This window comes from Kitasatospora sp. NPDC092948, from assembly GCF_044754805.1.
Taxonomy (GTDB): Bacteria; Actinomycetota; Actinomycetes; order Streptomycetales; family Streptomycetaceae; genus Kitasatospora.
The window spans coordinates 108,708-135,210 of record NZ_JBIVPU010000010.1 but is presented as its reverse complement, the minus strand read 5'-3'; the positions used below and the strand labels follow the sequence as shown (position 1 = coordinate 135,210).

At 73.2% G+C, this 26,503-nt stretch carries 21 protein-coding genes; 10 read left to right on the top strand and 11 right to left on the bottom strand.

What is annotated here, in order from left to right:
- The first annotated feature begins 290 nt into the window (after positions 1 to 290).
- A complete protein-coding gene (locus ACIQF6_RS26190) occupies positions 291 to 1,376 on the top strand; it encodes a hypothetical protein (RefSeq protein ID WP_400899122.1) in 1,086 nt (361 codons plus the stop codon).
- Positions 1,377 to 1,576: 200 nt separating this feature from the next.
- Here the strand turns inward: ACIQF6_RS26190 and ACIQF6_RS26185 are convergent, their stop codons facing one another.
- On the bottom strand, positions 1,577 to 2,482 hold the full coding sequence (locus tag ACIQF6_RS26185; protein ID WP_400899376.1) for a 5'-3' exonuclease H3TH domain-containing protein: 906 nt from the start codon (positions 2,480 to 2,482) through the stop codon (positions 1,577 to 1,579).
- Between the two features lie 74 nt (positions 2,483 to 2,556).
- The gene (locus tag ACIQF6_RS26180; protein ID WP_400899120.1) at positions 2,557 to 3,624 is read right to left on the bottom strand and encodes a cation diffusion facilitator family transporter; all 1,068 of its coding nucleotides are present in this window, start codon (positions 3,622 to 3,624) and stop codon (positions 2,557 to 2,559) included.
- 177 nt (positions 3,625 to 3,801) lie between these two features.
- Here ACIQF6_RS26180 and ACIQF6_RS26175 point away from each other — a divergent pair, with 177 nt between their 5' ends.
- Positions 3,802 to 5,097 (top strand): chromate transporter, encoded by a 1,296-nt coding sequence (locus tag ACIQF6_RS26175; RefSeq protein ID WP_400899118.1) that lies wholly within the window; start codon positions 3,802 to 3,804, stop codon positions 5,095 to 5,097.
- Positions 5,098 to 5,194: 97 nt separating this feature from the next.
- Positions 5,195 to 5,494, top strand: coding sequence for a hypothetical protein (locus ACIQF6_RS26170; protein WP_400899116.1), 300 nt, complete (start codon positions 5,195 to 5,197; stop codon positions 5,492 to 5,494).
- A 73-nt stretch (positions 5,495 to 5,567) separates the two neighbouring features.
- Here the strand turns inward: ACIQF6_RS26170 and ACIQF6_RS26165 are convergent, their stop codons facing one another.
- Positions 5,568 to 6,302, bottom strand: coding sequence for a gamma-glutamyl-gamma-aminobutyrate hydrolase family protein (locus ACIQF6_RS26165; RefSeq protein WP_400899114.1), 735 nt, complete (start codon positions 6,300 to 6,302; stop codon positions 5,568 to 5,570).
- 196 nt (positions 6,303 to 6,498) lie between these two features.
- On the opposite strand from ACIQF6_RS26165, the gene ACIQF6_RS26160 reads away from it, so the two are divergent.
- Positions 6,499 to 7,674: a DUF2510 domain-containing protein gene (locus ACIQF6_RS26160; protein ID WP_400899112.1), complete on the top strand. Its 1,176-nt coding sequence runs from the start codon at positions 6,499 to 6,501 to the stop codon at positions 7,672 to 7,674.
- A gap of 16 nt (positions 7,675 to 7,690) precedes the next feature.
- Here ACIQF6_RS26160 and ACIQF6_RS26155 read toward each other — a convergent pair whose 3' ends face one another.
- The 3 genes from ACIQF6_RS26155 to ACIQF6_RS26145 form a co-directional block, all read right to left on the bottom strand.
- Positions 7,691 to 8,845, bottom strand: a complete 1,155-nt coding sequence (locus tag ACIQF6_RS26155) for an RNA polymerase sigma factor (protein ID WP_400899374.1) — start codon at positions 8,843 to 8,845, stop codon at positions 7,691 to 7,693.
- Between the two features lie 20 nt (positions 8,846 to 8,865).
- Positions 8,866 to 9,276 carry a YciI family protein gene (locus tag ACIQF6_RS26150; protein ID WP_400899110.1) on the bottom strand — a complete coding sequence of 137 codons (411 nt, stop codon included), beginning with the start codon at positions 9,274 to 9,276 and terminating at the stop codon, positions 8,866 to 8,868.
- A gap of 102 nt (positions 9,277 to 9,378) precedes the next feature.
- Entirely contained in the window at positions 9,379 to 10,599 is a 1,221-nt protein-coding gene (locus ACIQF6_RS26145; protein WP_400899108.1) for an alanine racemase, read from the bottom strand.
- 132 nt (positions 10,600 to 10,731) lie between these two features.
- On the opposite strand from ACIQF6_RS26145, the gene ACIQF6_RS26140 reads away from it, so the two are divergent.
- The gene (locus tag ACIQF6_RS26140) at positions 10,732 to 15,108 is read left to right on the top strand and encodes a hypothetical protein (protein WP_400899106.1); all 4,377 of its coding nucleotides are present in this window, start codon (positions 10,732 to 10,734) and stop codon (positions 15,106 to 15,108) included.
- A gap of 177 nt (positions 15,109 to 15,285) precedes the next feature.
- On the opposite strand, the gene ACIQF6_RS26135 is transcribed toward ACIQF6_RS26140, so the two are convergent.
- Both ACIQF6_RS26135 and ACIQF6_RS26130 read right to left on the bottom strand, forming a co-directional pair.
- Complete coding sequence (locus ACIQF6_RS26135) at positions 15,286 to 16,320, bottom strand: ABC transporter substrate-binding protein (protein WP_400899104.1); 1,035 nt, start codon at positions 16,318 to 16,320, stop codon at positions 15,286 to 15,288.
- A gap of 91 nt (positions 16,321 to 16,411) precedes the next feature.
- Positions 16,412 to 16,735, bottom strand: a complete 324-nt coding sequence (locus ACIQF6_RS26130) for a hypothetical protein (protein WP_400899102.1) — start codon at positions 16,733 to 16,735, stop codon at positions 16,412 to 16,414.
- Positions 16,736 to 16,952: 217 nt separating this feature from the next.
- Here ACIQF6_RS26130 and ACIQF6_RS26125 point away from each other — a divergent pair, with 217 nt between their 5' ends.
- Positions 16,953 to 17,687, top strand: coding sequence for an SseB family protein (locus ACIQF6_RS26125; protein WP_400899100.1), 735 nt, complete (start codon positions 16,953 to 16,955; stop codon positions 17,685 to 17,687).
- Between the two features lie 159 nt (positions 17,688 to 17,846).
- Positions 17,847 to 18,200, top strand: a complete 354-nt coding sequence (locus tag ACIQF6_RS26120) for a beta/gamma crystallin domain-containing protein (RefSeq protein WP_400899098.1) — start codon at positions 17,847 to 17,849, stop codon at positions 18,198 to 18,200.
- Between the two features lie 58 nt (positions 18,201 to 18,258).
- Here the strand turns inward: ACIQF6_RS26120 and ACIQF6_RS26115 are convergent, their stop codons facing one another.
- The gene (locus ACIQF6_RS26115; RefSeq protein ID WP_400899096.1) at positions 18,259 to 21,378 is read right to left on the bottom strand and encodes a phosphocholine-specific phospholipase C; all 3,120 of its coding nucleotides are present in this window, start codon (positions 21,376 to 21,378) and stop codon (positions 18,259 to 18,261) included.
- A 278-nt stretch (positions 21,379 to 21,656) separates the two neighbouring features.
- Between ACIQF6_RS26115 and ACIQF6_RS26110 the strand changes: the two genes are divergently transcribed.
- On the top strand, positions 21,657 to 22,376 hold the full coding sequence (locus ACIQF6_RS26110; RefSeq protein WP_400899094.1) for a GNAT family N-acetyltransferase: 720 nt from the start codon (positions 21,657 to 21,659) through the stop codon (positions 22,374 to 22,376).
- 175 nt (positions 22,377 to 22,551) lie between these two features.
- Here the strand turns inward: ACIQF6_RS26110 and ACIQF6_RS26105 are convergent, their stop codons facing one another.
- Positions 22,552 to 22,743 carry a DUF5999 family protein gene (locus ACIQF6_RS26105; RefSeq protein WP_387633798.1) on the bottom strand — a complete coding sequence of 64 codons (192 nt, stop codon included), beginning with the start codon at positions 22,741 to 22,743 and terminating at the stop codon, positions 22,552 to 22,554.
- Between the two features lie 333 nt (positions 22,744 to 23,076).
- Complete coding sequence (locus ACIQF6_RS26100; protein ID WP_400899091.1) at positions 23,077 to 23,745, bottom strand: hypothetical protein; 669 nt, start codon at positions 23,743 to 23,745, stop codon at positions 23,077 to 23,079.
- Between the two features lie 359 nt (positions 23,746 to 24,104).
- Here ACIQF6_RS26100 and ACIQF6_RS26095 point away from each other — a divergent pair, with 359 nt between their 5' ends.
- Entirely contained in the window at positions 24,105 to 25,604 is a 1,500-nt protein-coding gene (locus ACIQF6_RS26095) for a glutamate--cysteine ligase (protein ID WP_400899089.1), read from the top strand.
- Positions 25,605 to 25,705: 101 nt separating this feature from the next.
- Positions 25,706 to 26,494 (top strand): CPBP family intramembrane glutamic endopeptidase, encoded by a 789-nt coding sequence (locus ACIQF6_RS26090; RefSeq protein ID WP_400899086.1) that lies wholly within the window; start codon positions 25,706 to 25,708, stop codon positions 26,492 to 26,494.
- Positions 26,495 to 26,503: the final 9 nt, after the last annotated feature.

Below are 26,503 nucleotides of genomic sequence, written 5' to 3'. Positions count from 1 at the left end.
CAGCGTTCGGCGAGGGACTCCAGGGCCATGGGGTGCATGGAGACGGCCGCCGCCGTCGGTACGGAACTCCTCGGCTGTGGGGAGGAGTTGTTGTGAGCTCTCTGCAATTCGGCGAGGGGCGGCGACGTGTACGTGATCGTCAGCCGGCGGCCCGCTGTGCAGGGACGAGGTCCGAGTGCTGCGACTGCGCGATGGTGCCGTAGAGCGTGTCCGGCTGCTGTGCGGTGGGTCGAACGCTGTCCGGTGGAAACGGCCGCGCGAGCGTTCGTCGGCCGATAGCGTCTACCGGTGTGACGATCCCACCGAACGAGCTTCCGGCTCAGCTGGGCTTGCTGGACCTGTCGGTTGACCTCTCAGTCCCAGACGTCTACTCCGGCACTGACTTCACGCTCTACCTGCACATCAAGAATCCGTTCGCCCAGTCCGCCTGGATCGACTCGGTCGAATTGAGCCTGCCGACACAGCTCCGCCAGCGTCCCAACGGCCCGCCCGAACCCGGTTTGGGGTGGCGCGGCCGCCGCGCGGAACGGAAGGCGGTCAAGGAGATCGGGGCCCGTGACCGCCGCATCGCGGACCTGGAGGAGGAGTTCGCGGACCTGGCGGATCGCGAGGGCCCGCAGGGCAGGCGAATCCGCCGCCAGGTGGGCGAGTTGGAACGGGCGAATCGAGTCACCTGGCTGAAGGTCAAGTCCCAGCTCCATGTCGAATCGATCCATGGCGACGTCAACATCTCGGGCTACTTGCGGAACGTGCGCGTCACCAACAGACACGGCGATACCAACGTCACTATGCGCGACAGCGGCGAGCGAGCCAAACTGGTTGGCTCGCTTCCGGCCAGCGCCGCACTCGAGCCGGGCTGCACCGACGTCTGGACCATCCGGCTGGGAACCGGTCGTAGCCCCTTCTTCATTCCTGCGAAGTACCACCTGCAGCTGACGGTGATCTACGGGTTCGAGGTCAGGCCGACATCGAAGCCCGCCGACGATGGGGAGCGCCCGCCACCGGAATCCGGAGGTACCGCGGGCGGGCGCAGGCGGGTCTTCTCGAACACCACCTCGTTCACCGTTCCCGTCAAGTCCGCGATGCGCAACGTCATGCTGGGCGGGGCCTCAGGCGGGGTGGTCGGGAGTGCCGCGCGATCCCTGCAGGGCGCAAGGACCGACGGCCTCCTCGATCATGGCCATACCGGGGCTGCCCTCCTCGCGTTGGCGCTCTCGGCGATCCTCAGCTGGGCCGCCATCATCTTCTCGGCCCGGAAGTCAGAGGCGCAGTCCTTCATCACCGTTGAGGATTTCTGGGGTGGTCTGCTGGTCGGCTTCCTGATCGGTTACTCCGGCACGGCAGCCTTCAGCGAGATGACGGGCCTGAAGACCTGACGGCCCTCCACTGCGGACAAGTGACGGAGGCTCCGCCGGTGTGACGGCCGCCCGCACCCCCCCGCATGGTGAAGACCTGCATCCGGCTCCGCATCCCCGTTGTGGCCGCCATGGCGTACACCGGCGCTGGCGGAACGCTCGTGGTACCCGCCAGGCACACGCCTCGCGGAGAACTCACGGCCGGGAGCCAACCGCTGAACTCAGTGGTTGGCCGCGAGGGTGTCCAGGAGGCGGGTCAGCGAGGTGCCGAGGCCCCAGCGGGTGGCGAGGTGTTCGAGGGCCATGGGGTCGCGGGGTTCGCGGGGCAACTGGGGGTCGAAGGGCGGGAGTTGGATGTCGGTGGCGACGCGGACCACGGTGGGGGCGACGTCGAGGTAGGGGGCTGCTTCGAGGATGTTCTTGCGGCGGGCCGGGGTGAGTTTGGAGGTGGGGTCGGCGGCGGCGGCGCGGACGGCGGGGAGGTCGCCGTAGGTCTGGATCAGTTGGGTGGCGGTCTTCTCGCCGATGCCCTTCACGCCCGGGAGGCCGTCGCTGGCGTCGCCGCGGAGGGCGGCGAGATCGGCGTAGGACGAGCCGGGGACACCGTACTTCTCCAGCAGGGCCGCGTCGTCCATGCGCTGGGCGGCGCCGACGCCCTTCGCGGGGTAGAGGACCGTCACCGCGCGGGCGTCGTCGACCAGTTGGAACAGGTCGCGGTCGCCGGTGACGATCTCGACGGGGCCGGTGGCGCGGGTGGCCAGGGTGCCGATCACGTCGTCGGCCTCGTAGTCGGGGACGCCGACGCGGGCGATGCCGATGGCGTCCAGGACCTGTTCGATCACCGGGACCTGGGGGGCGAGGGTGTCGGGGACCTCCTCCTCGCCGGCGGTGGCGGTCTCGGCGACGCGGTGGGTCTTGTAGGTGGGGATCAGGTCGACCCGCCACTGGGGGCGCCAGTCGGCGTCCATGCAGGCGACCAGGTGGTCCGGGCCGTGGTCCTGGACCAGGCGGGCGATGAAGTCCAGCAGCCCGCGCACCGCGTTCACCGGCTCGCCCTGCGGCGAGCGCAGCGAATCCGGTACGCCGAAATAGGCGCGGAAGTAGAGGCTGGCGGTGTCGAGCAGCATCAGGCGCGGTGTGTTCGGTGCGGTCACCCCCCGATCATGCCGCATGCCGGTGACAGTCAGGCCCTGACAGGGGGTCAGTGCGGGTGCGGGCCGGAGCGGTGCACCGGGCCGTGGGCGTCCTCGCAGTGCTCGCGGGCCTCCTGTTCGGCGGCTGCCGCCGCGCTGTCCGACGAGATCTGGAGGAGGTCGTCCGTGCCGCTCTCGCCGACGTGGTCGACCTGGAGGGTGGCGTGGGTGATCCGGTACTCCTCGCGCAGCCGGCGCTGCAACTCGCGCTGCACCGCGTGGCAGTCGCCGCCCGGGGCGACCAGGATGTGCGCCGACAGTGCGGGCTGGTTGGAGGTGATCTCCCAGATGTGCAGGTCGTGGATCTCGTCGACCTGCGGGGTGGCGACCAGTTGGTCCGCCACCTGGTCCGGGTCGATGCCGGCCGGCGCCGCCTCCAGGAAGATCCGCGCGGAGTCCCGGACCAGCCCGATCCCGGCCCGCAGCATCAGCGCCACCACGACCAGCGAGGCGATGGCGTCCGCCCGGGCGAAGCCGGTGAACAGCACCACCGCACCGGCGACCGCCGTCGCGATGAACGCGTACAGGTCCGTCAGGACGTGCTGGAAAGCGCCTTCCACGTTCAGCGAGGACCGGTTCGCCTTCGACATGCACCAGGTCGCCGCGAGGTTCACCACCACGCCCACCAGCGCCGTCACCAGCACCAGCGAGCCCTCCACCGCCGGCGGCGCGATCAGCCGGGAGACCGCCTCGTAGCCCAGCCACGCCGACAGCACCAGCAGAGTGACTCCGTTCGCCTGCGCGGAGAGGATCTCCGCCCGCTTCAGGCCGTACGTGTAGCCGCCGCGCGCCGGACGCGCCGCCAGCCGCATCGCCACCAGGGCCAGTGCGATCGACGCCGCGTCGGTCAGCATGTGCGCCGCGTCCGAGATCAGCGCCAGCGACTGGGCCGCGAAACCGACCACCACCTCGCCGGCCATGAACACCACCAGCAGGATCAGCGCGCTCCACAGCCAGCGGCGGTCCGCATCCGCCGAGACGGCGTGACTGTGGCCGCCGTGGCCGCCGTGCCCATGGCCGTGATCGTGGCCGTGATCGTGGTCGTCGTGCGCGTGCGCGTGCTCGTGCTCGGCCATCGAGGCTCCTCCGCTCCGGTCTCCGACCCCGAAGTGAACCCCAATTCGGAGGAAGATCCAAAGGCTGCACTGGTGACCGTTGTCGTTCCCTTGTAGGCCATTCGGGTCAGGTAGGGTGCGGCCCGCATCCGCGCAGGTCGTGCGGGTTTTCGAGTCGGTGGACAGGAGCGCGCAGTGGTGACGGAGCAGGTGCCGCTGACGGTGATCGCCAAGGAGTGGGGCCGGATCGGCGTGCTGGGGTTCGGCGGACCGCCCGCGCACATCCTGCTGCTGCGCCGGCTGTGCGTGGAGCAGCGCGGCTGGCTCGCCGCGAGCGAGTTCGAGGACGGCATCGCCGCCACCAATCTGCTGCCCGGCCCCGCCTCCACCCAGCTGGCGATCCTCACCGCCTGGCGGGTGCGCGGGACAGTCGGCGCGCTGGTCGGCGGGGCCGCGTTCATCCTGCCCGGGCTGCTGCTGATCCTGCTGCTGTCCGCGCTGTTCCTGGCCGGAAACCCGCCCCGCTGGGTGCTCGGCGCGGCGGCCGGGGCGGGCGCGGCGGTCGCCGCCGTCGCCGCGCAGGCCGCGAGCGCGCTCGTCCCGGCCAGCCTCCAGCGCTCGGGCAACGGGGCGGCCCGGGTCCGCTGGGCGGGCTACCTGCTGCTCGGCGCGGCGGCGGCGATCCTCACCGGCCCGTGGCTGGTCCTGGTCCTGCTGGCCACCGGTGCCGCCGAGATCGCCTTCCGGCGCGGCACCCGCCGAACCGATCGCGGTGTCCTCCGCGACAACCGCAGCGCCGGTCGAATCGATGGCGGTGCCCGGCGAGACAACCGCGGTGCCGCCCGAACCGACGGTGGCGCTCGCCGAACCAGCCGAACGGGTGACACCGCACTGCCCCGACCGGAGGGTGAGGCCCCGCGCGCGGTGCTGCCGCTGCTCGTCCCGGGCCTGGCCGCGACCGGCGGACTCGGCGCGCTCGCCTGGGTCGCCTTCAAGGTGGGCGCGCTGTCCTACGGCGGCGGCTTCGTGATCATTCCGCTGATGCAGCAGGACGCGGTGCACCGCTACCACTGGATGACGGACGGCCAGTTCCTGAACGCGGTCGCGCTCGGCCAGATCACCCCCGGCCCGGTCGTGCAGACCGTCGCCGTGGTCGGCTACGCGGTGGCGGGCGTCCTCGGCGGACTGTTCGCCGCGGCGGTGGCGTTCGGCCCGTCCTTCCTACTCGTCCTGCTCGGCGCGCCCCACTTCGACCGCCTGCGCGCCAACACCGCCGTCCAGGACTTCCTGACCGGCGCCGGCCCGGCCGTGATCGGCGCGATCGCCGGCTCCGCGATTCCGCTGGCGCTGGCCCTCCACCAGCCGTGGCAGTACGCGATCCTGGCCCTCGCCGCGCTGTGGCTGCTCGCCCTGCGCCGCGGCGTCGTCCCCTGCCTGCTGGGTGCCGCGGCCCTCGGCACCGTCGCCGCAGCGGCCGGCCTCGCGCTCCCGTGACCGGAGGGAGTTGGGGGGACGGTGGCGTGGTGCCTGGGGAAGTGCACGTCGGGTTCGTACAGTGACTGACGAACCGTCAGAACAGGAGTCGATCCGAATGACTGCCGTGCCCCGCAAGCGCGTTGCCGCCCTGCTCGCCGCCCTGCCGCTCGCCGCACTGGTCTGGACGGCGGTGCAGGCTCCGCCGGCCGCCGCCCGGACCGCGAGCGCCTGCGGCGACGCCGTCGAGCGGACCCGGCAGGACCTGGCCAACGCCGGCGCCCCCACCGACGACACCGACTGGCAGGACGTCCGCAACGACGCCCAGCAGTTCCTCGACGACCACCCCTGGGACGGCCCCGCCACCGAGGCGCTGAAGCGGGACATCAACGCGCTGGACGCCTACTGCGCGCCCTGACCACCGCTCCCGTACGACAGCCACCGCTCCCGCACGACAGTCACCACTCCCGCACGACGGCCGTCGGTGAGGCTCAGACGGCCGGGACGGGGACGGGGACGCCGGAACGGCGGGTGGCGTGGACGAGCGCGTGGGCGAGGCGGCGGTCCTCGGATTGCTCGGGGTGCCACTGGACGCCGAGGGTGAAGCCGGGGCCCTCGACCGCTTCGACGGTGCCGTCGGTGGCATGGGCGCAGACGGTGAGGCCTTCGCCGAGGCGGGCGACGGCCTGGTGGTGGTAGGTGGGGACGACGACGGACGGCTCGGGGAGCAGGTCGGCGAGCAGGGTGCCGGCGACCGGCTGGATCGGGTGGCGGCCGTACTCGGCGGGGGCGCCGAGGTGGTCGTGGTGCTCGCCGACGACGTCCGGCAGGTGCTGGATCAGTGAGCCGCCGCAGACCACGTTGAGCAGTTGCATGCCGCGGCAGATGCCCAGCAGCGGGGTTCCGGCGGCGAGCGCGGCGCGGATCAGCGCGGCCTCCCACAGGTCGCGTTCGGGTGCGGTGGCGACCGTGCGGGGGTGGGCGGGCTCGCCGTACAGCGCGGGGGAGACGTCCTCGCCGCCCGCGAGCACCAGGCCGTCCAGGCGGGACACCACGGTCGCCGCGTGTTCGGGTGCGTCGGGCGGCAGCATGACGGCGATGCCGCCGGCCTCCTGGAAGAGGGCCGGGTAGCGCTCGGGGAGCAGCACCGACCGCATGCTGTCCCACCGTCCCCAGCCGGCGTCGGTGAGAAAGGTGCTGATCCCGATCACGGGTCGAGAGGTCATGGCGCGCATCCTGTCGCGCCGTCGCGCCCCGGTAGTGCGACGCGCCATCGGCGTGCGCCCGACGCGCCCCGGCCGGCGTATCGGGACCACCCGAATGGCGGTTGTGCGCGATTCTCACCCGAATCTCATCGCCGGACCCCGGATTGTGGCCGCACGCTGATTTCCCACTTATCCGCGGCCGCTTAGGGTCTTGGGTGTGAGTGAGCAGCAGATTCCGGCCGGGTGGTACCCGGACCCCGTCGACACCGACAGCGACCCCCGCCCCGAGCGCTGGTGGGACGGCAAGGGCTGGACCGCCAGCACCCGTCCGGCCCCGGCCGCCCCCGCCGCCACGCCCGCGGACGCCTACACCGGCGCGTCCACCGACGCCCCCGCCGGCCCGCCGGGCGGCACGCCCGCGGACGCCGTGCCGCCCGCGTCCGACACCGAGGAGACCACCGTCCTGGAGGGCACCGTGCTGGATGCCTCCGGGCAGGCCGTCCAGTACCCGCCGCTGCCCCCGTACGCCGAGCAGCCGTCGGCCAAGCAGCGCCGCGGACCGTCCAAGCCGGTGGTGATCGCGGCCTCGGTGGCCGCGCTGCTCGGCCTGGCGGTCGGCTCCGGCGTCACCTACCTGGCGATGGACGGGCACTCCGACACGTCCGCCGCCGCCAAGCCGTCGTCGCAGGGCCGGCACGGCTACAACGGCAACCCGGGCGACGGCTCCGGCGGCCAGAACGGCGGCGGCAGCGGGAGCGGCGGGAACGGCAGCAGCGGCGGGAACGGCAAGGGCAACGGCTCGGGCAACGGCCTGCCGGGCTTCCCCGGGTTCCCCGGCCAGGGGGGCGGCAACGGCCCGGGCGGCGGGAAGGGCGGCGGCGCGAGCGCGAACCTCGCCGTCGACGCGGTCAACGGCGTCTCGGTGCCGGTCCCGGACGGCTGGACGGGCGGCACCACCACGGACGGCTTCGCCAGCGCGTTGGTCGGCGAGTACACCTGCGTCGACGGCTCGGACAGCTGCTCGCTGGGCGGCGTCAACACCAGCAAGATCAGCGGCAGTGACGCCAAGCAGGCCGCACAGCAGGACATCGCGGCCGCCGCGAAGGACTCCTACGGCGACATCACCGGCCACCAGGAGCTGAAGAACGAGGCGGTCACGGTGGCCGGCCGGGCCGGCTGGCTGGTGCGCTGGCAGGTCGACGCGCCCAAGGGCAACAACGGGTACGTGGAGACGGTGGTCTTCCCGGCCGCGAACGGCAAGGCGCTGGTCGCCGTCCACCTGGGCTTCGACATCGCCGACAAGGCCCCGGGCGTCGATCAGATGGACACCATCGTCAAGGGCATCGCCGACTTCCAGGGCGCCACCGGAACGGGCCCCGGCACCACCACCTGAGCGGTGCCGCCGCGGCTCAACCCTCCTCGCGCAGAAGAGTGTTGAGCCGCGCGGCCTGCCGCACCAGATGGTCCCGCTCGGCCACCGCCCCGGCCTTCGCCGCCGCCTCGGCGTACAGCCGGGCCGCCGTCCGCAGCTCGCCGGCGCGCTCGTGCAGGTACGCGGACGCGGCGGTGTGCCGGGGCAGCGCGTCGTCCAGCTCGGCGAGCGCGGCCAGGCCCGCCCGCGGGCCGTCCGCCTCGCCGACGGCCACGGCCCGGTTGAGCCGCACCACCGGACTGTCCGTCAGCGCGGCCAGTTCGTCGTACCACTCCACGATCTGCACCCAGTCGGTCTCCTCGGCCGTCGGCGCGTCCGCGTGCAGCGCGGCGATCGCGGCCTGCGCCTGGAACTCGCCCAACCGGTCGCGGGCGAGGGCGGATCGAAGGACCGTCACCCCCTCGGCGATCAGCGCGGTGTCCCAGCGGGAGCGGTCCTGCTCGGCCAGCGGGACGAGACTGCCGTCCGGCGCGGTGCGCCCGGCCCGGCGGGCGTGGTGCAGCAGCATCAGCGCCAGCAGGCCGGACACCTCCGGATCGTCGACCCGGGCGGCCAGCTGCCTGGTCAGCCGGATCGCCTCCGCCGCCAGGTCGACGTCCCCCGAGTAGCCCTCGTTGAACACCAGGTACAGCACTCGCAGCACCGTCGCCGGGTCGCCGGGCCGGTCCAGCCGCGCGCCGCTCACCGTCCGCTTCGCGCGACTGATCCGCTGCGCCATGGTCGCCTCCGGCACCAGGTACGCCTGCGCGATCTGACGGGTCGTCAACCCGCCGACGGCGCGCAGCGTCAGCGCCACCGCCGAGGCCGGCGTCAACGACGGGTGCGCGCACAGGAAGTACAGCTGCAACGAGTCGTCGGCGGCCGGCACCGGACCGGGCTCCGGCCGCTCGTCCACCAGGTCCTCACGGCGGCGGCGCGCCGCGTCCGAGCGCGCCGCGTCCAGGAAGCGCCGCCAGCCGACCGTGATCAGCCAGCCCTTCGGGTCGCGCGGCGGATCGGCCGGCCAGGTCCGCACCGCCTCCAGCAGCGCCTCCTGGACGGCGTCCTCGGCCGCCGCGAAGTCCGCGCCGCGCCGCACCAGGACGGCCAGCACCTCGGGCGTCAACGCGCGCAGCAGCGCCTCGTCCGGCATGCCGTCCTGCGGGTGGTCGCTCACTCGGTGACGGTGTCCGGCATCTCGGTCAGGAACGGGCGCAGCTCCAGCCACTCGTGGATCGGCTCGCCGTTCGCGCCCGGCGCCGCGGACAGCTCGGCGGCGCACTCCAGCGCCCGCTCGTAGGAGTCGACGTCGATCGCCATCCAGCCGGCGATCAGGTCCTTGGTCTCGGCGAACGGCCCGTCGGTGACCGGCGGGCGGCCCTCGCCGTCGGACCGCACCCAGGTGCCCTGCGGGGCGAGCGCCTGCGCGTCGACGAACTCGCCGCTCTCCCGCAGCTTGTCCGCGAAGTCGTTCATGTACTGGATGTGCGCCGAGACCTCCTCGGGCGTCCACCGGTCCATCGGCACGCAGTTCACCGCGTCCGGGGCGCCCCGGTAGTGCTTCAGCAGCAGGTACTTCGCCATGGTTCTCACTCCTCGGTGGTGACGCGACCCATTGTGGTCGCCTTCACCCCGGGGACGGAGCCGCGACGGCGTTCTCGACACGGCCGGCCGAAGAAAATCCGGTCAGAGGAACGTGCGGCCCTCGCCGCGGTACGTCGGCACCGTCTCCACCACCGCGTCGCCCTCGACCAGGTGCAGCTGCGCGAACCGCTCGCACAGCTCACCGGCCTTCGCGTGCCGGAACCACACCCGGTCGCCGATCAGCAGGTCGTCCGCCGCCGAGCCCAGCAGCGGCGTCTGCACCTCGCCCGCGCCCTCCTGCGGGTCGTAGCGCAGCCCGGCCGGCAGGTACGGCACGGGGGAGCGGTCCGCGCCCGCCGGGCCGGACGCCGGGTAGCCGCCGCCGAGGACCGTCACCACGCCGACCCCGGGCCGGCGCACCACCGGCTGCGCGAACAGCGCCGCCGGACGGCCCCGGAACGAGCGGTAGTTGTCGAACAGCCGCGGCACGAACAGCCCCGAACCGGCCGCCACCTCCGTCACCGCCGCCTCCGCCACCGTGGACTCCACGCTGCCGGTGCCACCGCCGTTCACGAACTCCAGGTCGGCGACCTGCCGCACCCGGCGCACCACCTCGGCGCGCCGCTGCGCCAGCTCGGCCCGCGCCTTCGCCTGCATCAGCCGGATCGCCGCCGACCGCAGAGGCCGGCCCGGCAGCGCGTCCCCGACGCCCGCCACATGGCCCTCGTACGCCATCAGCCCGACCACCTGGAAGCCGCGCCGCCCGTTCACCGTCTCGGCGAGCCGGCCCAGCTGCTCGGGCGTCCGCAGCGGGGAGCGCCGGGCCCCGACCCGGACCCGGCCGCCCAGCAGGTGCAGCGAGGTGTCCAGCTCCAGGCAGACCCGCACCGTCGCCGAACCCTCCCGGGCCGCGTCGATCAGCTCCAACTGCGCCACGTCGTCCACCAGCACCGTCACCTGCCGGGCCAGCTCCGGGTCCGCCGTCAGCCGGCCGAACCCGGCCCGGTCCGCCGACGGGTACGCCAGCAGCACGTCCGTGAACCCGCTGCCGGCCAGCCACAGCGACTCGGCGAGGGTGAAACTCATGACGCCCGCGAAGCCGTCCCGCGCCAGCACCCGTTCCAGCAGCGCCCGGCAGCGCACCGACTTCGACGCCACCCGGACGGGCTTCCCGCCGGCCCGCCGCACCAGGTCCGCCGCGTTGGCGTCGAACGCGGCCAGGTCGACGATCGCCAGCGGCGCGTCCAGGTGGGCCGTCGCCCGGTCGTACCTGGCGCGGTCGGACACGGTGCCGCTGGTCGCGGCGGTTTCAGCGAGAGCCATGGCCCGCACCCTGCCACATCGCCCTACCGGGCGGTAGATCCCCGTTCCGGGTAGTTCATACGACTGATTTTCCGGCGCTCTCCGTGCCTGCCTGCCGGTCGGGTGCACGTCGGCGGGCGAGCGTGGGGCCCGTTGCGTGCTCATCCGCCGGTCAGGACCCGGGGCTGCCCGGCCCGATCGGCCGACACCGAGGGCTGGTCCTACATGGTCGAGGCGTGGTCGGCATTTCGACGGAGACGGTGTGCGCCCTTCCTGGCCGCGCTGCTGACCTGGGGGCTGGTGGCACTCTCCGCCCCGCCGCTGGCCGCAGCCGACCCGCTGGCGCCGGCAGCGGCCCCGGCTGCGTCGCCAGAGCCCGTCGCGCCGCAGCCGGAACGCGTCGCGCCTCCGGTGGATCCGGCCGCGGCCGGGGACGTCGTCGACGTGACGACCAACATCTCCGGGCCGACCAGCGCCTCCGCCGGCCAGGAGTTCACCTACACGGTGACCATGACGGACAACACGCTGACCGCGGCCGACGGAGCGCCGTTCACCGTGACCCTGCCCGCCGCCGCGACGAACGTGGCCGCCACCTGCTCGGCCGCCGCCGGCGCCGCCTGCCCGGCGGCGCTGACGGTGACGAACAGTCAGATCTCCGGCACCGCCGTCAGCCTGCCGCACCTCGGCGTGCTGACCCTGACCGTGACCGGCCGCTACGGCGCCCCCTCGCCGTCCTCGGTGACGGCGTCCTCCCACATCGACCCGCCGCCGGGGGCCACCGACTCGGACCCGAGCTCCAACGACAGCTCGGTCAGCACCACGATCAAGAACCAGATGAGCCTGCGGGTCACCAAGTCCCAATCGTCGACCACGATCCTGCCGGGCCAACCGAACACCTACACCGTCACGTTCAGCAACGAGGGCGACGGCTGGGCGGACGGCTCGCTGATCCGCGACTACCTGTCCTCGTCGAGGTCGCTGTACACCTCGTACGCCGTGCACATCGTGTCCTGCGACGGCACCGGCGGCGCGTCCTGCCCGTCGTTCATCCACGACACCACCGCCACCAACAGCACCATGATCTTCTCCGGTGACCCCGGGCCGTTCCCGCCCGGGGCGAGCCTGACGGTGGTGATGACGGTCGACCCGTTCGGTCCGGAGCCGGCCTGCTCCTCGGCGCCGGCCGCGGACATCGTCGGCAACACCGCCAACTTCTTCACGCCGAACGGTGTCACCAACACCCTGTCCAGCCAGGCGTACGTCTCGGCGACCGGCCTCACCCCGAGCCAGTGCCCGCAGACGAACATCTCCGTCACCAAGACGCAGGCCAACACACAGATCCTGCCGGGCATGCCCAACACCTACACCGTCACCTACAAGAACAACGGCCCGCTCGCGGCGGACGGCACACTGATCCGCGACTACCTGAGCTCCGACCAGAACATCTTCACCTCGTACGCCGTGCACATCGTCTCCTGCGACGGCACCGGCGGGGTGAGTTGCCCGTCGTTCATCCAGGACACCACGGCCACCAACAACACCATGGTCTACTCCGGCGACCTGGGCGCGTTCCCGCCCGGCGCCGTGCTGACCGTCGTCATGACGGTCGACCCGTCCGGCACGCCCACCGCCTGTACCCGGAACCCGACCGTCGACCGGATCTTCAACACCGCGCAGGTGTTCACCGCCGCGCCGCTGGTCAACACCGGCACCAGCACGGCGGGAACCACCGCGACCGGGCTGACCCCCGACAAGTGCCCGGAGACGAACATCTCCGTCACCAAGACGCAGAGCAACCCGCTGCTGCTGCCGGGCATGCCCAACACCTACACCGTCACCTACACGAACAACGGCCCGAACGCGGCGGACGGCGCGACGATCCGCGACTACCCGAGCCAGCAGACGACCCTCTACCGCTCCTACCACGTGCACATCGTGTCGTGCACCGCCGAGGGCGGCGCCAGCTGCCCGTCGTTCCTCCAGGACACCACCATCAACGACAGTCAGATGGCCTTCTCGGGAACCATCGGGGCGTTCCCGCCCGGCGCCAAACTGACCATTGTGCTGACCCTCGACCCGGTCGACCCGACCCCGCTGGCGGCCTGCCCGAACACCACCTTGACGGTCGCCAACAGCACGAACTTCTTCGTCGCGCAGCCGCTGGTCAACACCGGCAGCAGCAGCGCCGCCACCTCGGCGGCGGTTCCCTGCGCCGACATCGCCGTCAACAAGGCGGTGACGCCGGCCGCCGTCCAGGCCGGACAGGACGTCACCTACACCATCAAGGTCTCCAACGCCGCGCCGCAGACCGCCAAGTCGGTGGAGTTCTCCGACCCGCTGCCCCCGGCCACCGCGTTCGAGTACGGCTCGGCGACCTGCACGGCGAACTCCGCCGCCTCGGTCTGCGGCCCGCTGGTGTTCGACCCGGCGACCCGCACCATCACCTCCACCATCCCGCAGATCGCCGGCGGACAGGACTACGTCACCATCACCGTCACCGGCAAGGCCGGACCGATCCCCGGCACCTACTCCAACACCGCGACCGCCCGGTCCTCCACCGGCCCCGACGCCTTCCTCGACGCCATCCCCGCCTCGAACGAGAGCACCGTCTCGCTCCAGGTCTACAACACCGCCTCCACCATCACCGTCACCAAGCAGCTCACCGGCCTCCCCGCCGGCGGCCTACCCGCCCCGCTCACCTTCACCGGCACCGTCACCTGCGGCACCCAGCCGCCGCAGACCTGGACGGTCACCATCCCCGCCGGCGCGAGCAGCGCCACCGCCGCACCGCTCACCTTCTACGACGGCCAGCAGTGCACCATCACCGAGGACCCGCCGCCGACCCCGCCCGCCGGCCTGCACTACACCGGCCCCACGGTGATCAACCCCGCCGTGATCGCCAGCCTCGGCCCGCAGGCCGACCAGCAGGTCATCAGCTCCACCCCGCTGGGCACCGACGCCGAACTGAGCCTCAGCAAGAAGGTCGACCGGGCCGCCGCCACCACCGGCGACACCATCACCTACACCTACGAGGTCGCCAACACCGGCACCGTCCCGGTCACCGGCGTCACCATCACCGAGAGCGTCTTCACCGGCAGTGGCGGCAGACCCGCCCCCGTCTGCCTGCCCGCCGACCTCGCCCCCGCCGCCACCACCACCTGCACGGCCACCTACACCGTCACCGCGCAGGACGTGGCCGGCGGATCCATCACCAACACCGCCACCGCCACCGGCACCGCGGCAGAAGGGCCCGACCCGGTCAGCAACGCCGCCACCGCCACCGTGCTCACCGTCGCCGAACCCGGCATCGCACTCACCAAGAGCGTCACCCCGGGCACCGTCGACCGGGCGGGCGCCGTCCTCTCCTACGCCTTCACCGTCACCAACACCGGCGGCGTCACCCTCACCGACGTGCACATCGACGAGACCGCGTTCACCGGCTCCGGCGGCGCGCCACTGGTCGACTGCCCGGCCGCCGCGCTCACCCTCGCCCCGAACACCTCCGTGATCTGCACCGCCGCCTACACCACCACCCAGGCCGACATCGACGCCGGCACGATCACCAACACCGCCACCGCCACCGGCCAGGCACCGGAAGGCTTCGCCAACCCCGTCTCCGCCGAGGCCCGCGCCACCGTCACCGCCACCGCCGCGCCCGCCCTCACCCTGACCAAGACCGCGGGCCCCGCCGACACCCCGCTCGCCGAAGGCAGCACGGTGACCTACCAGTTCCTCGCCACCAACACCGGCAACGTCACCCTCACCGGACTCGACGTCCAGGAGACCGCGTTCGACGGCCACGGCACCCCGCCGACCGTGACCTGCCCGCCGGAGGCCGCCTCCCTCGCCCCCGGCGTCGCCATCGCCTGCACCGCCACCTACACCGTCACCGCGGCCGACGCCGACGCCGGGCGGATCACCAACACCGCCACGGCGAGCGCCACCGACCCCGACGGCCGCACCGTGCACGCCGAGGACGCCACCGCCGTCTTCCCCGCCCGGGCCACCCCGGCCCTGACCCTGGTGAAGACCGCGACCCCGACCGTCGTCCACCAGGCCGGCGAAACCGTCCACTACACCTTCACCGTCACCAACACCGGCAACGTCACCGAGACCGACATCACCGTCACCGAGACCGCGTTCACCGGCCACGGCACCCCGCCGACACCCGACTGCCCGGCGGCCGACACCGCCCGGCTGCTCCCCGGCCAGCAGGTGGTCTGCACCGCCGACTACACCGTCACCGAGGACGACCTGCGGGAGAGCCTGATCAGCAACACCGCGATCGACACCGGGCACGCGCCGGGCGGCGAGACCGTCACCTCGCCCGAGTCCACCGCCCTGGTGGCGGTCGAGCCGACCGGCCCCGTCCCGCCCGCGCCCCCGGCCCCGCCGACACCCGGCCCGACCCGTCCCGGCCACGAACTCGCCCATTCCGGCACGGCCACCGCGCCCGTGCTCGGGTACGCGGCACTGATCCTGCTGGCCGGAACGGTCCTGATGCTGTCCGTCCGCAGACGCCACGGCTGACCGGAAAACACGGTGCCCGCCCCCACCGGACGCAATCCCGGGGGGCGGGCACCTCACTGTCCGGCAGCTCAACCCCCGTCTGCTGTCCGTCCGCAGACGCCACGGCCGACCGGGAGACACGGTGCTCGCCCCCACCGGACGCAATCCCGGGGGGCGGGCACCTCACTGTCCGGCGGCTCAACCCCCGTGCAGCACCCGCAGGCGCGCCGGATCGGCCGGATCCCGGTCGACGACCTGGACCGGGGCCCACGCCCACTGCCACACGCCGATCCCCGGCACCCGCTCGAACCGGATCGGCCCCCGGCTGCCGGCCACCCGCACGGCGGACCAGTCGACGGCGCCCGAACCCGCCGTCGCCGCCAGCACGGTGACGGTGTCCCAGCCCTCGAACGCGACGAACGACGGCTCGCCGCCGAGGTGCTCGCGCAGCGCGTCCGCGACCCGCGCCCCGAGCGGGTCGAGGCGCCGCGGCAGGTAGCGCAGGAACGGCACGCCCGCACCCGCTGCGCCCAACAGGGCTGCCCACTCGGCGAATTCGGGCTGCCCGGCCGGGGCGCCGATCAGCACGTCGGCGAGCCGTCGGTCCGCGCGGACGGCCCGGACCAGCGGCACCGCCGGTTCCGGGAAGCCCGTCAGCAGCAGGACGGCGCTCGCCCCCGAGGCGGCCAGTGCGCCAGGGACGTCGGCCGGATCGAGTTCGACCACGCTGCCGCCGTGCGCCGCGAGGCGCTCGCGCAGGATGCGGGCGCCGGACTCCCAGTACGTGCCGCGCTGGGTCGCCACCGCGATCCGGCGGTGGCCGGCGGCGAGCAGGAAGTCCGCGTACACCCGCCAGCCGTGCGACTGCGCGGGCGCCAGTCGCGCCACCGCGTCCGTCGGGCCGTCGGTCAGCGCGTCCAGCACCGCCGACGAGCAGAGGAACGGCACGCCCAGCCGGTCCGCCTGCGCCGCGGCCGCGCGGGCCACCACGCTGTGGAACTCGCCCGCCAGCGCCGTCACCCCGAGGCCGGCCAGTTCGGTCACCGCCGCGGCGGCCCGCTGCGGGTCGGCGGCCGTGTCCCGCACCAGCAGTTCCACCGGCCGGCCGTCGACGCCGCCCGCCGCGTTGATCTCCCGGGCGGCCAACTCCATTCCGCCCAGCAGCTGTTGACCGGCCTCGACCCAGCCGGGCCGACTCAACGGCGCCAGGACGCCGATCCGCACCCCACCCATGCCCGTACCACTCCCGCCCGACGACGCGCCCACACCCGGTGGGCCGATCCGATCATCATGACGGCGGCGGGCGGTCGTCGACGGCCCGGGGTCAGCGAACGGCGCGCGCCGCGCCGCCGGCCTTCCGGATCTGCTCGCCCAGCTTCGAGGCGCCGGCCACCGCCTCCGAGACCAGCTTCGCCGCCTCCACCGCCTGCGGGTCCGCGGTCAGCCCGGGCAGCACCTCGGCCTGCTGCCGCATCAGGTCCGCCAGCGCGGTGGTCAGCTTCTCCATCTGCTCCAGCGAATTGGCGGCGTCGGCCGGCCGGTCCCACCCGGTGTGCCCGGCGGCCACGTCCTTCGCCGCGTCGGATACCGCCTCGGCCGCCCTGCGGACCGCGAACATCGGGTCGTACCCCACGAGCTCCCCTTCCACCGGCAGCATCCGCCACCGTCCGCCACTATCTGCCACCCTTTTCCACCGTCTGCGCCCAGCGTGCCGCATCCCTGCCGCGCCCGCGGGCAAACCCGCCGGGGCGGGCCGCTCGTACGTCCCCCCGTACGTCCTCCCGCAGGCCCCGCCCGCGCCCGCCGACCGTCCGGCGCCCGCGCCCGCCGACCGCCCCGACGTAAACGTGGCATACGCTCGACGGGTGGAGCGCAAGAACATCCCCGATCCCGGGTTCGCCGAGGACGACGGCAGTGCCGACCCCGTCCTCGCCGCGGCCCTCGCCGCCTGGCAGCAGGACCCTTCCACCGAGGGCGAGTTGCTGACCGCGTTGACGCCGAGCCGGCTGATGGTGCCGATCGTGGCCGTGCTCGGGGAGGTGGAGTTCGACGAGAACGGGCACAAGCGCGAGAAGACCAGCGACATGGCGGTGCCGGTGCTGGAGGCCGCCGACGGGCGGCGCGCGCTGCCCGCGTTCACCTCGATGGAGACGATGACCCGCTGGCGCGCGGACGCCCGGCCCGCGCCGGTGGCCGCCCCGCAGGCGGCGATGGTCGCCTTCTCCGAGCGCGCCGAGATCCTGCTGGTCGACCCGGCCGGCCCGGTCACGTACCTGCTCGGCGGCGCCCGCCTGCGCGCCGTCGCCGAGAACCGGCCCTACCTGCCGCCGCACACCGACCCCGAGGTGCACCGGGCGCTGCGCGACCTGCTGGCCGCCGAGCCGGAGGTCTCCGCCGCCCACCTCGTCCCGTCCCCCGAGGCGGACGCCACCCTCGCCCTGGTCCTCGCCGACCCCGCCGCCGACCCGCGCCCGCTGGCCGGCCGCCTGGCCCAGGCGCTGGCCGCCGACGACACCCTCCGCCTGCGGCTGGACCACGGCCTTCAGCTGGCGTTCCTGCCCCAACAGCTGGACCAGAAACCGTTCTTCTCCCGTCCCTGACAACTGCCCTGACACGAACGGGTGAAGTCACGCGAGGGCGGTTCGCGTTCGGAGTGTTGCGGCCGAACGGGGGACCGCCCTCGCTAACTTGAGGGCTCCCGGAGCGGGCGGGCGGCAGCGGGCCGCCCGCCGGCCGGCTCCGCGTGAAGGGGAGATCCCGTGTTCTCGAGGACCAAGAGGGCCGTCTGCTCGCTGGCCACGGCGTTCGCGGCTGCGGTCGCGTTCACCGTCACCGTGCCGAGCGGCCACGCGTTCGCCATCGACCACGTGCAGTGCGTCGGCGGCGAGAACTTCCTGAAGATCTGGTCGCACGGCGACGGCGGGGACCGCGTGGACTGTTACGCCAACGCCGGCACCACCGACTTCGGCGGGCGGTGGGTGGACCGCATCTTCACCGGCAACAACGACCTGATCTACTACGACGTCAACGGCGACTCGGTGCGCCTCGACCGGGGGACGGACATCACCTACCCCAACCGCCCGGCCAAGGTCCGGTCGATCCAGATCCTCTGAACGGCCCGGCCGGGCCCCGTTCCTGACGAGGCGTCAGGAACGGGGCCCGGCCGCCGGATCAGCCGGTGATCGGGCGGACGTCCAGGCGGACGTGGTCGATCGCCCAGTACCAGTTGTTGCCCGCGTCGTACATGCGGAACTTCAGGGTGACCGTCCTGGCGTCCGCGGGGACGGCGAACCGGCGGGTGACGAAGGTGTTCTCGACGTCCTTGCCGGCGTTGTCGTTGCCGGTGGTGTCGCTGCTGTAGGCGAGCAGGCGGGTTTCGGCGCCGGTGTCGAAGACGGCGGTGACGGACGCCTTCTGGGGGGCCTCCTGGCGGTAGTGGGAGTCGAAGGCGAGGTACAGGTCGGCGGTGCCGGGCGGGATCGGGACGGCGGGGGAGACCAGGGTGGAGTCGAACCGGCCCTTGGCGGACGGGTTTCCGGTGTCGTCCCAGTCGTCGGGGTCGGCGACGGCGAGGAGGCCGAGGCCGCGGGTGAAGTTGCCGCGGTTCTGCTCGCCGAGGGAGGCCCATTCGCGCTTGGTGTGGAAGGTCCAGCCCTGGAGCCGGACGGTGCCCTGCGGCATGCCGGGCGCGTTGACCACGGACCAGCCGGCGGGCGCCTTCGGAGTCCAGCCGAGCAGGCCGGAGACGGCGGTGAGCTGCGGGGCCAGCGACTCGAAGTCCTCGCCGAGCAGGTAGCCGCCCATCGACGGGGCGATGCGCGCCGCGACCTCCCCGTCGGCGACGGCGTAGCGGTCGCCGGCGCTCGCCCGGACGGTGACCAGCAGTCGGCCGGTGCCGGTCGCGGGCAGCGCGGCGGGCGGCAGGATCTCCCACTCGGCGTCGACGGCCGTGCCGGCGGCCAGAGTCGCGGGCGGCGCGGTCACCACGCGGGCGGCGCTCCAGCCGGCCGGCAGGATCGGCGCGGCGTCCAGCGCGGTGAGGTCGGCGCCGGCGGTGAACCGGGCCTTGAGCCGGGTGGGCTTCCCGGCGAGCAGCAGCGGCTCGTCGATGGTGGCGGACGCGGAGCCCAGCGAGACGTCGACGACCAGCGGGTCGGCCAGGCCGATCGCCGGGTCGGTGCGGCCGACGGCCTGGTTCGGCAGGCGGCCGGCCCGGCGGAAGCGGTAGCGGGCGTCGTCCCGGGCAGTGACCACCACGTCGTACCAACCCTCCTTGCCCACCGGCAGGTTGACGACCGCGGACTCGCCCGCGCCGAGCCGCACCTCGCGCTGCCCGCCGCCGTAGGCGAGGTCGCCGATGGTCATCACCCGGCTGACGTCGGTGCGGTTGGCGACCTCGACGGCCAGCTGCCAGCCGCCCCCGCCGTCCTCGGAGACGGACGTCTCGTACGAGCTGGCCGCGTCGCCGCGCAGGTGCCACAGCGCGCCGTTCGGGCCGTGCAGCCGCAGGTCGTAGCCGTCCGGGCCGAGCTGCCAGCTGTCGGAGAGCTTGCCCTTGACGTCCACCGTGTAGTGCCGGGGCGCGGTGCCGGGCTCCGGGTAGGCGGCGATCACCGCGCCCTGCCGGCCGGGGTTGGCCAGGTCCAGGGTGAGCACGCCCTTGCGGACCCGCGCCTTGACCTGCAGGTGGTACGGGACGGGCCGGGCGGTGCGGGTGGCGCGCGGCTGCTGCGGGAAGGCCTGCGGCTTGGGCACGGTCGGCGCGGGCAGCTTGCCGGTGTCGGTGACCTTCTGCCGGTTGCCGGAGGTGTCGGGCAGCGTCGGCCACGCCGGGTCCTGCCCGGAGAAGTCGAACAGGTTGGTGAGGTCGCCGGTGATCGCCCGCCGCCACGGCGAGATGTTCGGCTCGGCGACGCCGAAGCGCTTCTCCAGGAACCGGATCACCGAGGTGTGGTCGTACACCGTGGAGTCGACCACGCCGCCGCGGGTCCAGGGCGAGACCACCACCATCGGCACCCGCACGCCCAGGCCCATCGGGAACGGCCCGGCCACCAGGGTCTCCCCGGCGGGCAGCGCGGTCGACCAGCCGAGGCTGCCGTCCGCGTTCCTGACCCGGTAGCGGCCGTCCTGCCCGACCACCCGGTGGTAGGTCGAGCCGCCCTTGGACACCCGCACCACCACCTCGCCGTCCACCGACACGGTGGAGGCGCCGCGCCCGGCGGCCAGCGGCGGGACGGGCGGCAGCTGGTGGTCGAAGAAGCCGCCGTGCTCGTCGTAGTTGAGGATGAACACGGTCTTCGCCCACACGTCAGGGTTGGCGGCCAGCGCGGCGAGCAGCCGGGCCGTCAGATGCTCCCCGTTCGGGGGTGCGTAGTTGGCGTGCTCGGACAGCGCGGCCGGCGCGATCAGCCAGGACACCTGCGGAAGCTTGTCGGCCCGCACGTCGGAGGCGAACGCGTCCACCAGGGCGTCGCCCATGGCGAACGGGTCGCCCTTCTTCGCCGGGTCGCCGACCTGCCGCAGGCCGCGCTCGTACAGCGCCGAACCCGGCTTGGCCTGAATGAAGTTGGTGAACCAGGCCAGCGCGTTGTCGTCGAAGTTGTCCAGCGCCTGGTACGTCTGCCAGCTGATCCCGGCGCGCTCCAGCCGCTCCGCGTAGGTGGTCCACTCGAAGCCGGCGGCGGGCTCGGAGTTGTCGGTCATCGGGATGTCGCGGACGGTGCCGCCGCTGGTGCCCGACATGAAGTGCTCGCGGTTGGTGTTGGTGTTGCACTGCACCGAGGCGTAGTACGCGTCGCAGGTGGTGAACACCGAGGCCAGCGCGTGGTAGAAGGGCATGTCGGCGCTCTCGTAGTAGCCCTGGCCGAGCCAGCCGGACGAGCGCCGGGTCACCGAGCCGTCCGCCCGGCCGTCGTTCCAGGCGTTCATCGAGTCGCCGTAGCCGAACGCGGGCGCGCCCTGCTGGTAGGCGCTGGTGTGGGCGGCGTTCATCGGGAACGGCAGCAGGTAGCCCTCGGGCCGGGACGGGTCGGGCTGGTGGAAGACCGAGCGGCCGTTGACGCCGCGCACCGCGGCGCGGTCGCCGAAGCCGCGGACTCCGGGCAGGGTGCCGAAGTAGTGGTCGAACGCCCGGTTCTCCTGCATGAAGATCACCACATGCTGGATGTCCTCCAGCTTGCCCGGGCGGGCGGGGGCGGCCAGCGCCTGACGGACGCTCAGCGGCAGCGCGGACAGCACGGCCGCAGCGGCGGCGCCGCCCAGCAGGGTGCGGCGCGACAGTTCGGGACTCATCGGGGGCTCCTCGTGCACGGTGCCGGGCTTCGCTCCGCCCGGCCGCGACCATTCCTAGGCCGCCCAAGTGGACTGGACCGGTGCGGCGGATGGCCGGCGGATGACGCGCTCCGCAACCTGTACAGACATCTCGGAGGCGAGGGGCGGGCGGGGAAAACCCCGTGACGGCCCGCGCCCACGTTCGGTAAGATCCACAAGCGCACTTGGACCCTTACCTTCGAGGCCCTTGCCTGCGGAACCCCTGCCCGCGAGACCGTTGCCTGCCGTGGAGTGTGGCCATGCCCGACGACCCGACCGTCCCCGCCCTCGTCCGCGCCTGGATCAGCGGCTGGACGGTCTCCCGCGGCGCCGCCGACCCCCGGGCCGAGCCCTGGGGCTGGAGCATCGACGTCGGCCAACCCCGCCACCCCTGGCGGCACGTGCTGCCCGCCCCCGTCGAGACGGACGTCCGCGAACTCACCGAGGGCACCACCGTCCCGTGGACCTGGCTCAAGCTGTTCGACGTGGACGAACGCGCCCTGCCCTGGATCGGGCCGGGCTGGCACGTGGACGTCCCCGGCCATCTGATGACCTGCCGGCTGCGCCCCGAGGACCCGGCCGTCCCGGACGGCTACCGGATCACCACCTGGAGCCGCGGCGGCGTGATCCGCGCCCTGGTCCGCACCGTCGACGGCGAGTACGCCGCACGCGGGCAGATCGGCCTCGGCCCCGCGGTCGGCCCCGGCCCCGCGGTCGGTGTCGCGCCGGACGCCCCGCTGCTCGCCGTCGCCGACCAGATCGAGACGGCCCCCGAGCACCGCCGCCGCGGCCTCGGCTCGCTGCTGATGCGCACCCTGCAGCGCGAGGCGCACGCGGCCGGCGCGCGCACCGGCCTGCTGGTCGGCACCACCGAGGGGCGCGCCCTCTACACCGCCCTCGGCTGGCGGTGGCACGCCCCGATGCTCAGCCTCTGGTACGACCCGTCCACGCCCACCGAGCACCCGCTCGGCGGTTCGTGAGGCTGCGTCGCGCAGGCTGTGGCGTGCCGCTTCACCGTGCGGCTGGGCCGAGGGGCTGCGTCGCGAGGTTGTGGCGTGCCGTTGCGTCGAGGGGCTCGGACATGCCGACGCCCGCCGGGAGGGCGCACTCCTGGCGGGCGGTGATCGGTTGCGACGGGGTGGATCGGAGCGGCGTTCAGGCGGCGATCAGCAGGGTGCGGCGCGGGGCGATCACGCGGCCGTCCGGCAGCAGCTCGCCGGTGTCGTCGAACAGCAGCACCCCGTTGCACAGCAGGCTCCAGCCCTGCTCGGGGTGGCGGGCGACCGCCTCGGCCGCTTCACGGTCGGACGACTCGGCGGACGGACAGTCGGTTCGGTGCTGGCACATCGTTGTACCTCGCTTCGCTCGGGATTCGCGCCGCCGCACGGCCACCCCCGGGGCGCCCGCCCTGCCGACGGAAATTTTTTCTCACCGCATCAGGTGTGAAACGGCGTCAGCCGGGTAGGACGTCTGGTCCTCCTCCCGACCGACACCAGTGTCCGACTCTCCGGGCGATCGCGCAGGCATTTGGTGACATGCGCCACAGAAGATCGGTCGAGATCACCCTACCGGGCGGCGGGCGGTCCGATCCGAGCCCGAACGGGCCATCCCGCAACGATCCGATCGGATCAGTGCGGCATGGCCCGTCCGGGTGGTGCCGCAGTGGTCTGCGGCGGTGGGTCAGCCGATCAGCGCGGTGGGTCGGGCGGCGGGGGCGTGCGCCAGCCGGGCCAGCAGCTCCGCGGCGGGCAGCACCTGATGGGCCGCCACCCCGAGCGGGGCGGGGGCCAGCGGGATCAGCAGGTCCTCCCCGGGCGGCGCGCTGTGCAGCCACAGCGCGGACGCGTAGTGCTCGGGCAGCGACAGCAGCCGCGGCTCGTAGCGGGCGGGGGAGGGGTGCACCAGCTGCCAGGCCTGGCGCAGCGCCCGCACCGTGGAGTCCAGGTAGGGCCCGGCGTGCAGGTGCGAGAACACCGGCCCGTCCGCGCCGGCGGCGACCTCGGCGGCGGCCACCACCTGCTCCAGCCCGTCCTCGGTGAACTCGCCGGTGACCAGCGGCCGGTGCTCCGCCCGCCCGCCCGCGACGTCGCAGTCCCCGTGCGGACACGGCGGCCCCGCCGCGTCCGGACCGGCGGCCAGCAGGAACCGCCAGCCGATGCAGTCCGCCCCGGCCAGCCGGGGCTCCGGCCCGCGCAGGGCGTGCACCGGCAGCGCGAGCAGCGGCTCCGGGCGGTCGGCGCTATGGCGGAGCACGGCGGCCGCCGACGGCGGCAGGGCCGCCTCGGGTGCGAGGGCCGAGCACACGGCGCGCAGGGCGCCGGCCGGGGGCTGGGACAGGTGCAACGTCATGGTGAGTCGCCTCTCCGTTCGAGATCGGCGTACTGCGGCATACCGGCATGGCTTCGACAGTGGGGGTCTGGCCGTGTCCGGTTGGGCAAGATCGCCGAGGGGGTGGGCGGGTCGTCGACGAGTCCCTCGACAGTGGGGGTTTCTCGGACGGCCCTGACCTGGCCTGAGCGGCGTGCGAATTCTACTCGAACAAGTGCGCAGGGTGACCTTCATATCACGTTCCGTGGTATCGCGCAAGCGGGTTTGAACTGACGAACCGTCAGAAACTGCGCCTCGTTCATCCGTTCGGACCGTGGGCTAGAAATCTTCGCGCTGGGCATGATGCACAGGCACTGTCGACCGAGAGGAGGAAAGGCACCGTGGGCGAGAAGGTCGTGGCGACCCGGGCGGAGCTGGCCGACCGGCAGCTGTACCGCCGCAAGCTCCAGTCCTGTCTGGACGTCCTGGGGCGAATGCTCAAGGAGGAACGGTTCGACCGCCCGAAAGCCATGATGGGCGTGGAGATCGAACTCAATCTGGCCGACGAGCAGGGACTGCCCATGCTCGGCAACGAAGCGGTGCTGGACGCGATCGCCTCCGCCGACTTCCAGACGGAGCTCGGACGCTTCAACATCGAGCTGAACATCGCCCCCCGCCGCCTGGGCGGGCACGTCTTCGAGGACCTGCGCGAGGAGCTCGACACCGCCCTGCGCTACGCCGACCGGCGGGCCGAGGCGGCCGGCGGGCGGCTCGTCATGGTCGGCATCCTGCCCACCCTCGACCTGGAGCACGCCGGGCTGGAGGCGATGAGCAGCAACGACCGCTACACCCTGCTCAGCGACCAGATCCTGGCCGCCCGCGGCGAGGACATCGCCCTCGACATCGACGGCGTGGAGCGGCTGACCATCGACTCGGTGTCGATGGTCGCCGAGGCCGCCGCCACCTCCCTGCAACTGCACCTCCAGGTCACCCCCGCCCGGTTCGCCTCGGTGTGGAACGCCGCCCAGTCGATCTGCGGCGTGCAGCTCGCCCTCGGCGCCAACTCGCCGTTCCTGTTCGGCCGCGAGCTGTGGCGCGAGACCCGCCCGGTGCTGTTCCAGCAGGCCTGCGACACCCGCACGGCCGAACTCAAGGCCCAGGGCGTGCGCCCGATCACCTGGTTCGGCGAGCGCTGGGTCGACTCCGCCTACGACCTGTTCGAGGAGAACCTGCGCTACTTCCCCGCGCTGCTGCCGATCTGCGACGACGAGGACCCGGTCAAGGTGCTCGCCTCCGGCGGTGCCCCCCGGCTCGGCGAGATGCGGCTGCACAACGGCACCATCTACCGCTGGAACCGCCCCGTGTACGACGTCGCCGACGGCGTCGCCCACCTGCGGGTGGAGAACCGCTGCCTGCCCGCCGGCCCGACCGTCGCCGACGTCCTCGCCAACGCCGCCTTCTTCTACGGCCTGGTCCGGGTGCTGGCCGAGCAGCCCCGCCCGATCTGGAGCAGGCTGCCCTACGAGAAGGCCGACGAGAACTTCCGCAACGGCGCCCGCTACGGCATCGACGCCGTCCAGTGGTGGCCCCGCTCCGGCCGCGGCGCCCGCGGCCTGGTCGAACTGCCCGCCACCGACCTGGTGCTGAACGAGCTGCTGCCGCTCGCCCACCAGGGCCTGGACGAGTGGGGCATCGCCGCCCGCGACCGGGACCACTACCTCGGGATCATCGAGCAGCGCTGCCTGCGCCGCACCAACGGCGCCGCCTGGCAGGCCGCCACCGTGCACCGCCTGCGCGAACGCCACGGCCTCGACCCGAACGCCGCGATCGCCGCGATGACCCGGCGCTACATCGAGGGCATGCGCAGCGGCGAGCCCGTGCACACCTGGCCGGTGGACTGACCGCCTCCCGGGGTCCGAGAACGTCTCATCGTCCTGTGGAAAGATGATCGGCCCGGAGCTCGGAAGTGAGCTCCGGGCCGCATCCGTCCTCGGGGAGACCAGTGACCACCGCCTCGGCCGAGCCCGCCACCACCACGACGCCCTCCCGCCGCCTGCTCGTCGTCGAACTGCTCATCGTCCTCGGGCTCTCGCTCGGCGCGAGCGGCGTCTCCGCGCTGATCAGCTTCATCGGCTCGCTCACCGAACCCGGCGGCCTCGGCCAACAGGTCGCCACCCTCAACGCCTCCCGCGCCCCCGGCCGGCCCTGGCTCGACCTCGCCTGGCAGCTGTTCTACATCGCCCGCGCCCTGATGCCCGTCGCCCTGGTCGGCTACCTGCTGGTCCGCGAAGGCGCCTCGCTGCGCACCATCGGCTTCGACCTGCGGCACAAGCTCTCCGACCTCGGCCGCGGCACGCTGCTCGCCGCCGCGATCGGCGGCTCCGGCCTCGCGTTCTACGTCGCCATGCAGGCGGCCGGCTTCAACCTGACCGTCGCCGGATCCGGCCTGCCGGACGTGTGGTGGCGGATCCCCGTGCTGATCGCCTCCGCCTGGCAGAACGCCGTCCTGGAAGAGGTCGTGGTGGTCGGCTACCTGGTGCGCCGCCTGCACCAGCTCGGCTGGACCTGGCCGGCGATCATCGCCGCCAGCGCCCTGCTGCGCGGCTCCTACCACCTGTACCAGGGCATCGGCGGCCTGACCGGCAACATCGTGATGGGCGTGGTGTTCTGCCTGCTGTACCGCCGCTGGCGCCGGGTCGGCCCGCTGGTCGCCGCGCACGGCCTGATCGACATGGTCGGCTTCATCGGCTACGCCCTGCTGGCCGGCCACCTCAGCTGGCTGCCCTCCTGACCCGGCCTT